The organism is Labilibaculum euxinicum (genome assembly GCF_009795715.1).
Taxonomy (GTDB): Bacteria; Bacteroidota; Bacteroidia; order Bacteroidales; family Marinifilaceae; genus Labilibaculum; species Labilibaculum euxinus.
In genome coordinates this window covers 519,533-530,929 of sequence record NZ_WTCR01000002.1, presented here as the reverse complement: position 1 = coordinate 530,929, position 11,397 = coordinate 519,533, and the positions used below count along the sequence as shown (strand labels likewise).

5 protein-coding genes are annotated in these 11,397 nt (G+C 35.1%); all 5 read left to right on the top strand.

Going from position 1 to position 11,397, the window contains the following annotated elements:
• On the top strand, positions 1-4,123 hold a 4,123-nt coding region (locus tag GQR60_RS04140), incomplete at its 5' end, for a gliding motility-associated C-terminal domain-containing protein (RefSeq protein ID WP_148096532.1).
• 1 nt (position 4,124) lies between these two features.
• Entirely contained in the window at positions 4,125-5,045 is a 921-nt protein-coding gene (locus tag GQR60_RS04135) for a PorP/SprF family type IX secretion system membrane protein (RefSeq protein ID WP_124991713.1), read from the top strand.
• An 18-nt stretch (positions 5,046-5,063) separates the two neighbouring features.
• Entirely contained in the window at positions 5,064-7,157 is a 2,094-nt protein-coding gene (locus tag GQR60_RS04130) for a PKD domain-containing protein (protein WP_124991712.1), read from the top strand.
• Between the two features lie 23 nt (positions 7,158-7,180).
• The gene (locus GQR60_RS04125; RefSeq protein WP_124991711.1) at positions 7,181-8,179 is read left to right on the top strand and encodes a hypothetical protein; all 999 of its coding nucleotides are present in this window, start codon (positions 7,181-7,183) and stop codon (positions 8,177-8,179) included.
• Positions 8,180-8,193: 14 nt separating this feature from the next.
• Complete coding sequence (locus GQR60_RS04120) at positions 8,194-11,325, top strand: ligand-binding sensor domain-containing protein (protein WP_124991710.1); 3,132 nt, start codon at positions 8,194-8,196, stop codon at positions 11,323-11,325.
• Positions 11,326-11,397 lie beyond the last annotated feature (72 nt).

Genomic DNA, 11,397 nt, shown 5'->3' with positions numbered 1-11,397 from the left:
AACAGTTGATGCCTACGATACTTATGAATTTACCTGGACAGAGGTTAGTAATGGTTGTTTGGACAGTGATGCAGTGAATGTTAACTTTTATGAACAGCCAGTTGCAAATGCCGGCTCAGGGGGAAATGAATGTGACTTGAATTTTTCTCTTTCTGCAACACCAAGTGCTGGAACAGGAACATGGACAAAACAATCAGGTTCGGGAAATCTTAGTTTCGCTCCTAATGCCAATGATCCCAATGCAATCGTAACCTCAGATACATATGGAACTTTTACATTAAGATGGACTGAAGTAAATGGAACCTGTTCCGATTTTGATGATGTAGTTGTTAATTTTTATGAGCAACCAGTTGCAAATGCAGGTTCAGGAGGCGATGAATGTGATTTGAATTTTTCTTTATCTGCAGTTCCGAGTCTTGGAACAGGAACATGGACAAAACAATCAGGTACAGGGAGTCTTAGTTTCGCTCCTAATGCCAATGATCCAAATGCAATAATAACCTCAGATACATATGGAACTTTTACATTGAGATGGACTGAAGTAAATGGAACCTGTTCCGATTTTGATGATGTAACTGTCAATTTTAATGAGCAGCCAATGGCTAATGCAGGTTCAGGAGGCGACGAATGTGATTTGAATTTTTCTTTATCTGCAGTTCCAAGCCTTGGAACAGGAACCTGGACAAAGACAGGAGGTTCAGGCAATGCTGTTTTTTTACCAAATGTTAATTCTCCAAATGCAACAGTAACAGTTGATGCCTACGATACTTATGAATTTACCTGGACAGAGGTTAGTAATGGTTGTTTGGACAGTGATGCAGTGAATGTTAACTTTTATGAACAGCCAGTTGCAAATGCCGGCTCAGGGGGAAATGAATGTGACTTGAATTTTTCTCTTTCTGCAACGCCAAGCATGGGAACAGGAACGTGGACAAAACAATCAGGTACAGGGAGTCTTAGTTTCGCTCCTAATGCCAATGATCCCAATGCAATAATAACCTCAGATACATATGGAACTTTTACATTGAGATGGACTGAAGTAAATGGAACCTGTTCCGATTTTGATGATGTAACTGTCAATTTTAATGAGCAACCAATAGCTAATGCAGGTTCAGGAGGAAGCGAGTGCGGTTTGAATTTTACCTTATCCGCTGTGGATGGTGTTGGGGTAGGAACATGGTCACAAACATCAGGACCTGGTACAACAGTATTCAGCAATATTAATTCCGATACTTCAACGACAACTGTAACTAGTTATGGAACTTACACTTACAGATGGACAATAAGTAATGGAACTTGTACACCATCAAGTGATAATGTTACTGTAAATTTCTATGAAACACCTACAATTGCAACGGTAGGAACAGACCAATACATTTGTGATAACAAAGTTAGTAATGCATTACTTGGAAATACTCCAAGTGTTGGTCTCGGTTCCTGGTCGCAAGTATCTGGTCCCGGCACAACTACATTTAGTGATGTTAATTTCGGTGGTTCCACTGCAAGCGTAAGTGAATATGGCATCTACGTATACAGATGGACAATAAGTAATGGAACCTGTACTTCCAGTAAGGCTGAGGTAACAGTAACTTACTTTCAAAAACCATCTCTTGCAAGTGTTGGAGACGATCAGGATAATTGCAATAATCTTACTAGCACGAGTTTAGGTGGTAATACTCCTTGGGTTGGTACAGGAATCTGGTCACAGGTTTCCAGTCCGGGCACAACAACATTTAGCAATATTAATTTTGGAAATTCAACAGCAACTGCCAGTCAATATGGAGCATACACTTATAGATGGACTGTCAGCAATGGATCTTGCACGTCATCCGAAGCGGATATTGTTGTTAATTTTAATGAAGAGCCAACTGTTGCAAGTGTTGGTAGTGATCAAAATTATTGTGATGGATTAATAAGCGGAAGTTTAGGAGGAAACACTCCGACAATAGGAGTTGGTTCCTGGTCACAGCAATCAGGGCCTGGCACAACAACTTTCAATGATATCAATGCCGGAACCTCAAATGCTGCAGTAACAGATTACGGAACCTACGTTTACCGCTGGACAATTACCAATGGAACATGTGTAAGTTCCGATGATATAACCGTTAATTTTAATCAAACTCCATTTTCCTATGCTGGGGCAGATGATAACATTTGTGGTGGTGGCAATTATACTGTTACCGGCAGCAATTCTGCAAATGGCTCCATTGTATGGAGTACCAATGGAAACGGGACATTTGATGATAACACCATTGATAATCCGACTTATAATTTTGGAATTGGAGAATCAGGTATTATAACATTTACAAAAACGGTTGAGAACCCAGTTTGCTCTTCAGCTAGTGATGATATGACTTTAACATTTACGCAGGAGCCAATAGCCAATGCAGGTATAGGAGGTAATGAATGTGATCTTGATTTCAATTTATCTGCAACTGCAAGTATAGGTACAGGAACATGGACAAAGATCAGTGGATCAGGGAATGCCGTTTTTTCACCTAACGCAAATACCCCCAATGCGACAGTAACTGTTGATGTTTACGGTACTTATCAGTTTACCTGGACCGAAGTTCAGGATGGTTGTTCGGATAGCGACGATGTAAGTGTAAGTTTTTACGAACAACCTAATGCAGATGCCGGAGTTGGAGGTGATGAATGTGATTTAGATTATAATCTTTTGGCAACACAAAGCTCAGGTATTGGGACTTGGACAAAGGAATCCGGACCGGGCAATCTTAGTTTTTCTCCTAATGAGAACTCGCCGAATGCAAAAGTTACAGCTGATAGTTATGGATCTTATAAACTAAGATGGACAGAAGCAAATGGAAACTGTTCCGAATTTGATGAAATAATTGTTAATTTTTATGAGCAACCTATTGCAGATGCCGGAAATGGTGGCAATGAATGTGATTTAAATTTTATTTTTAATGCAAAACCAAGTGTAGGATCAGGGAAATGGACACAAGTATCAGGCTCGGGAATTTCAAGCTTTTTTCCAAATAGCAGTTCTTCTAATGCGACCGTAACTGTAAGTGATTTTGGATCTTATCAGTATTTATGGACTGAAACGAATGGAAATTGCATTGATTCTGAAATGATTGCTGTTAACTTTTACAATCAACCGGTAGCAAATGCAGGTGTCGGAGGAAATATGTGTGGCTTAACATTTTCTTTATCCGCAACACCTAGTTTGGGTACTGGCACGTGGACCAAAATTTCCGGTAATGGCAACGTAAGTTTCTTCCCAAATCACAATTCCCCGAACAGTGCAGTGACAGTAGATAGTTACGGAATATATTCATTTAGATGGACAGAAGATAATGGCACTTGCTCTTCGAGTGATGAAGTTATTGTTAATTTTTTAGAACAACCAATAGCAAATGCTGGATTTGGAGGAGATCAGTGCGGTCTTGAATATTCTCTTGCAGCAACTCCAAGTGCAGGCATAGGAATTTGGACTAAAATATCAGGAGTTGGGAATGCTACCTTCACTCCAAATGCTAATTCTCCTAACGCCACACTCGTGGTGGATGCATATGACAGCTACCAACTTATGTGGACCGAAACAAATGATGATTGTACTGATAATGATGTTATTGATATTACTTTTCAGGAACAACCAATTGCTAATGCCGGTATGGATATAAGAATGGAATATTCCGATCGGGCACAGTTAGGAGCTGTTTTATCAACTGCAGGTACCGGCGAATGGACTGTAGTAAGTGGATATGCTAATTTATACGATCAATATTCTCCTAATACAGAAGTAGATAAATTAGGGGTAAATGAAAACATTCTTCGATGGACAGAAACAAATCAATTCTGTAGTGATTACGATGATGTGAAATTAACGGTTGGCAAATTGTTCATTCCTACGGTAATAACACCTAATGGTGATGGTAAAAATGAATTTTTCCTGATTAGAGGTTCGGAAAATCTAGAGAATATTGAATTAACTATTTTTAATAGAAATGGGGTAGAGATATACTCCGATTCAAATTATAAAAACGATTGGAACGGACTGGATCGAAATGGAAATGAATTAGTAACGGACACTTATTTTTATGTGCTGCAATTAGAAACAAAAAAGGTTTTTAGAGGATGTATTGTTATAAAGAGATAGAATGAGAAAAACAATTATCATCATATTTTGGCTTCTTGTTCCTCTTTTTATATTAGGACAGAATACTCAATTCACGAACCAGTATATATTTAACCCTATAGCCTTAAATCCTGCTATTGCTGGTAGTGGAGATGCTTTAAGTGCTAATATGTTATACCGAAATCAATGGGTTGGTTTCCAGGGAGCACCCAAAACATTATCATTTTCGGCTCATTCACCAATGAGGAAACAAAATATGGGATTGGGAATTTCAGTCATCAATAATCAAATTGGAGTTAGTGACGAAACAAGTGTAATTGGCAATTATTCCTTTAAAATAAAGATGAGAGAAGGGAATTTAGCTTTGGGATTAGGTGGTGGATTTATCATGATGAACACGGCCTGGACTGAACTACGGGCCAATGATCCTAGTGACGAATTAATTCAAAACAATTCTCCTACCTATTTAATTCCTGAAGTAAGCTTAGGAGTGTATTATTCAACTGAAAAGTATCATATTGGATTTTCATTGCCTTGTATGCTTTCCTATACATTTAATTCATCGAGAGATAAATATCTGATCACTAATGATATTTCAAAATATAATTATATTCTTAGTGGTGATTATGAATTCGACTTACAGCAAAATTTCCAGTTTGTTCCAAGTGTAATGTTGAGATATCAGAAAGAAGATAAATTAGATTTAATTCTAATTAACAAACTAATTTACTTGGCGAAATATTCTGTTGGAATGGCTTATGACAGTCAGCAGAAGTTTTTCAAAGGAATGTTTCAAATTCAGCTAAACAAACAGTTTCAATTAGGATATGCCACCGATTTTAATTCAAATAAATTAAGCGAGTACAAAATTGGTTCGCACGAATTAATGATTCGTTATGATTTTAAATATACAATTAAAGTTCATAGCCCTAGAAATCTATAAAGAACAAAAGAACGAATTATGAATAAATTTTTTACCATAATACTATTAGTTCTCTTTACCCTTATTTCTTCCTTTTTTGCAAACGGACAAACAGCAAACTATGAGGTTAATTCAACTTCTTTTTGTTCTGCACAAGATGATGAGTATTCATCCGCTTACTACAAAGATGGAATTGTATTTTGCTCGAATAGAAGAACGGATCTTTTTGTTACATTCTCAACTCCTGAAGACAAAGAACTATTTAATATGTTCTATGTTCCTGTTCAAGGAGACAGTTTGGGTAAATCCCCTGCGATTCTGGCTACGGAACTAATGACCAATTTTAACGATGGACCTGCCTGTTTTGGTTCAAATGATTCAGTCATAATATTTTCACGAAACAATGAGGTAAACAATAAAAAAAGGGATAGTAAAGATGATAAAAATACATTGGGCTTATTCACTTCGCATTTAAATGGAATTGTTTGGAGTAATCCTGAACCTTTCGAATACAATAGTTTGGATCATCACGTAACCATGCCTTCACTAAGTGAAGATGGATCGAAATTGTTCTTTGTTTCTGATATGTCGGGTGGATTTGGCGGATTAGATATATATCTATGTGAAAAAATAAATAATACATGGAGTACTCCCCAGAATTTAGGAGCTGAAATTAACACCAATGGGGATGAGAGTTTTCCTTTCATTTCAGCTTCAGGAGAATTGTTTTTTGCCTCCGATGGTCATAAGGGCTTAGGTGGTTTAGATATCTTTTCAAGTAAAATGATTGATGGTGAATGGCAAGAGGTTTTGCACATTAACACACCGATTAATTCAAAATTTGATGATTTTGGACTAATTACTGATCGTAATTTTGAAAAAGGCTACTTCTCAAGCAATAGAAATGCCAGCGATGATATTTTTGATTTTAAAACAATGTTTCCACAATTCACCAATTGTGATACAATTAAAGAAAATCAATATTGTTTTCTGTTTTACGACGAATACTATACTCCGGTGGATACTGCAACGTCCTATTATGAATGGTTTTTTGGTGATGGTGTAAAAGTAAAAGGGAAAGAAGCAGAACATTGTTATGTTGGACCGGGAAAGTACACCGTAGAGCTAAATATAATTGACAAGCGGACAGGAGAAGTCTTTATGAGACAAACCAATTATGAATTTGAACTTCTGGATTTTGAACAAGCCTATATTAGTTGTGTTGATGAAGCTTTAACCAAAAATCAGATCAATTTTGAAGCATCCAAAACTAACTTGCCTTCAATTAATTTAGAGAAGTATTTTTGGGATTTTGGTGATGGAATCCTTGATGAAGGAATCAGTGTAAGTCATTCCTATGATAAAGCTGGCGTATATAATGTAGTTTTAGGGGTTTTAAGTGAAAAAGATAGTTTAGGAAATAGAAAAAAAATATGTGTTGAGAAAAATTTGGCTGTCGTTAAAAATCCAACAGCATTAATGCGGATGAAGTCGGAAAATAAACCACATAATAAGAACAACCCATCCACAGATGGGGATTTTGTTGTGCAACAAGAACTTTACGATTCCTTTATAATTCAACCAAAACTTATTCATATTGCCTCTGATGCAAGAGGTATATTGAAAGCATTTGATTTGGTCTTTTTTGAATCTTTTGAGAAAGAGAAGTATTTTATTAATTCTAATATAGAGGAATCTGAAGAGATTGATTTAAATAGTAATCCGGCAAAAGCATTGGCTCTGGAAAGCCTATTGAATTCAAGTAGAAAAAGTAATGCTAAATTACATTCAATTGAAAAAGAACTGCAAGTTCTTTCAGCTCAGTTTCAATATTCATTTATAGAGGTTGAAAAACAATCTTTTTCAGAATCAGCAACTCCAATATTGAATCGTCTGTTGGAAATTTTATTGTCAAATGCACTGCTTGAACTTAAAATAGGGTATCACGTAAACACGCAAAGTAAGCAAAGTTTTGATAGAGCAGGGAAGGCAACTCAAAGTATTGCGGACTATCTTATTGAACGTGGAGTTGAGAAATTCCGTTTACGAACTGCAGTCTATGAAATTACAAATCAATTGGGTGAAGAAAATAAAGACACAAATAGTCTGGAGTTCAAAGCAATAAAGGAATAGGCCTAACTAAAATTAAAAAAAGAATGACAAAAATTAAAATATTCATCTTTAGTCTTTTTATCTGCAGTGTTTTATTAAAAACAAGCACCGTTAACGCTCAAGCAGTTCCTGCTGCAGAAGAAAATATACCTTATTTAGTCACTTTTGGTGCTGATGCGGAAACTTCTTGGGGAGATGACGATTTTAATCAAATTTATTTTTTTCTAATCCCGGAAAATCATACCGAACCTGTTTATTTTAGAGTTTATGATCCTGAAATTGGAGGTATGAATGATGAACAAAAAGGAGAATACAATACTAAAGTTAATTTTTCTGTTTACGGAGGATTTGAATGCTGGTCGAATAAAGATGCTCAGAATATAGACCCTGTTGGGAAATTTGACAGCGGAAATCTTCTGACTTCGGTGATTTTTGATAATGATCCTAAATATGATAATGATTGGTATACTTTTGGCCCGTTTAATCCCTTTGAAGGAGAAATGATAGAAAAATTTGGAGGAAGGGTTTTCAAAGTTATTGTCACAGGGAAATCAGGTGATGATGGAAATCTCTACCGCTTTTTTTTGAGTACAAGCTCGAAAGAAAACAAGGAAGTTGAAGGAGGAAATGTTTTTACTTACGAGTACACCTTTCGCCTTTCGAATGATATGAACGATATTTCTCAAATTTATCCTTTTGCAGATGACAGAACTATTTCTGTAGAAGTAACAAATTTTGATTGGGATAATGATGGATACATTAGAATTAATTCTGTCGCAAAAAACGGGATGCTTTGCGATTTGTCAAGCGAAAATCAATGGATTAGAAATAAATTCCCAATAAGTGACCGAGAAAAAAATTCATCTTTGGAAATACAATTTATTAAACGTCGTACCGAATTAGTGAAAAATAATAATGTGGTTATCTCAATTAAAAATCAATACGGTGAGGCATTGCCATTCTTTTCAATACCAATTGGAGGTGTTCCTGTTTATACTCCAAAAATTAAAATGAAAGCAATTGGTAAAAAGAAGAAGAATTGAAAATATTTATTTGGATGGGACAATGTAAAATTTTGATTAAACTTTTAGGGCTGTTCTTAATAACAGCTCCTGTGTTTGTCTTTTCACAAGAAAACAGATTCATCAACTATAGTGTTGATGATGGACTGGCTCAAGCCTACGTGTATAATATCACACAAGATGCAAAAGGCAATTTGTGGGTTGGTACTGGCAATGGCTTATCAAAGTATGATGGTTATACATTTAAAAATTATACGGAACAAGATTCTCTTGGTGGAAATTTTATAACATGCAGTCTTAAAACAAGTAAAGGATTATGGTTTGGGCACTTGAATGGACGAGTAAGTTTCTATGACGGTATTTCTTTTAGATGTTATATTAACGAAACAAGTAGTGTTGCAGATCTTGAACAAGATTCAGATGCAAATATCTGGATTGCAAGCCAAAATAAAGGTTTTTTTAAATTAAGAAGGGAAACTTTCGAAAACAAATTGTATCAGAATTCCTTTACGCAACCTGTTTTTACTTTTAAGTTTATTGGTAAAGATAAGTTATTGGTGGGAACCTCCGAAGGAGTTAAGTTGTGCCAAATAACTAAGAACAATGAAATTGAAGTAAAGAATGATATTCTTGAAATCCCTCATAATAAGGTTGTTGATATAATTCAATCCCAATTAAATGATCAATTATATATTCTGACAGAAAATGAAGGTTTGTATCAAATTAAAGTGGATTCAAGTCAATATAAAGTCAATAGAATTGCAGGTAATTATGAATTCTCAAGGGCTCAGAATCTATTTGAGGACAAGCAGGGGAATCTTTGGGTAACGTCTCTGAACAGTGGCATTTATAAACTTAAAATTGCTCAGAATCATAAACTCATCGAAATTGAAAATTACGGTGAAAATAATGGCTTACAAACCAATGCAATTAAATCTGTTTTTGAAGACCGGGAAGGAAACGTATGGATTGGCAAGTATGGAGGAGGTATAAGCCGTTTAGTACCTGCAGCAAACTCATTCATAAATTTCGATGAAGAACGATACAGTAATAGCATCCATTCCATATATATTAAAAACGAAATAATATGGATCGGAACCGGAAGTGAACTTTTAAAAGTTGATGCAAAATCAAACAAAGTATTACATTCTTATGACGTGAATGGTGCTTTAGAAAATGAGAAAATTACAGCTCTTGCTGATTGGAATGATAAAGAACTATGGATTGGAACAGAAAAATCAGGAATTTATCGTCTAAATTATAAGACTGGAATTATAAAACCTCAATTTCTTCGTCTGGGGAATTTAGAGAAATCAATTAATTCAATTTTAACCGAAAACCAATACATTTGGATCGCAACACAAAAGGGACTTTGCAGGTACAATATTGACACCAATAATAAAAAGTGGTTTACGATGCAGGAAGAAGGATTGCCACATAATTCTGTAAATCATATTATAAAGGATCATCAAAACCGTATTTGGGTAGGAACACTTAGCAATACATTATCATACATTCAGAATGGAGAATTAACAAACATCAGCTTAGCCAATAGAAATAGTCTTTTAAATATTACTTCTGTTTTGGAAGATAAAAATGGCCTGATCTGGGTTGGAACTCAGGGAAATGGAGTTTATGTTTTGAATAAGGATTCAATATTGAATATTAATTATCAGCATGGATTATTATCTGATTATTGCTACTCCCTGAATTGTGATGAAAAGCGCGTGTGGGTAACTCATAGAGGAGGAATAAGCCAAATTCGACTCTCCGATTATCATGTAAAAACAATACAAAAAAATGCAGGAATCCAATCATCAATTGAGTTTAATAAAAATTCTACTGCTATAGGGAAAGGAAATACATTGCTTTTTGGATCTAATCAGGGAATTTACACTTATGCTGTTTCTCAGGAAATTAATAGTGTTGTTCCACCAAGTTTGAACATTTCATCATTACGCGTAAATGGGGATGATTATCCGGTTAATAAAAACTTGGTGTTGCCTCCTGGACATTATAAAATTCAGATTGGATTCAAAGGAATTAACTTGAATGAACCAGAACTAATTCAATATCAGTATGTGTTGAAAGGTTATGAGCAAGATTGGTCAAAACCTGATAGCAGACGTGAAACGGAATACAAACAATTAGGATCAGGAGAGTATGAGTTTCAATTAAATGCTGTGAATGGCAATGGAGTAAAATCAGAGGAACCCTTAAGTTTTAAGATCAAAATTAAATATCCTTTGTGGCAAAAATCATGGTTCCAAATATTGGCTCTTATTAGTCTTATTTCGGGAATATATTTATTCGTAGTACTTAGGGAAAAGAATTTGAGGAGAATCCAAAGGAAGTTAATTCAAAATCTTGATGATAAAACCAGAGAAGTTATTGCTAAAGAAGAAGTGATAAAAGAACGGAAAAGAACGGAAAAAGAATTAATTCTGGCAAAGGATAAAGCTGAAGAATCAGATCGCTTAAAAACAGCGTTTTTATCAAATATGTCCCACGAAATAAGAACTCCCCTAAACGCTATTGTTGGTTTTTCAACCATGCTTCAGGAACCAAATGTAAATCCCACTTCTAAAGGTAGGTATATGTCTATACTTAAGTCTAACACAAACGATTTATTGTCATTAATTGATGATATAATGGATATCTCAAGTATAGAAGCAGGGCAACTTAAAATGAAAATACAGGAATGCAATTTGCATGAAATATTTTTAGAATTGTATGAGGTTCACGTAAAGAAATTATCAGAGTTAAAAAAAGAAAATATAACGTTAAATTATATTGAAAAATTTATGGATCTTACGATTCTGTCAGACCCTTTACGATTGAAACAGATCTTATCCAATTTGATAGGAAACGCCATAAAATTTACTGAAGAAGGTTCCATTGATTTTGGTATTGTATATCATAAAGAAGGAATGGTTAAATTTTTTGTGAAAGATACAGGTATAGGGATTTTAGAAGATCAAAAAGAAGTGATTTTTGAGAGGTTTAGAAAAGAATTTAGAGATGGCTGGAAAAAATTATATCGGGGAGCAGGTCTGGGCTTGGCAATTTCAAAAAGCATGGTGATTTTGCTTGGTGGCGAAATAGGTGTAGAATCGGTTCCCGGCGAGGGCTCATACTTCTATTTTACGTTGCCTGCGAATAACTAAGTTCTGTTAGTAGCTGATGAAAATACAGTCGATACAATTTTTCAATAAATTTTTTATTTTATAAGTTGCAGT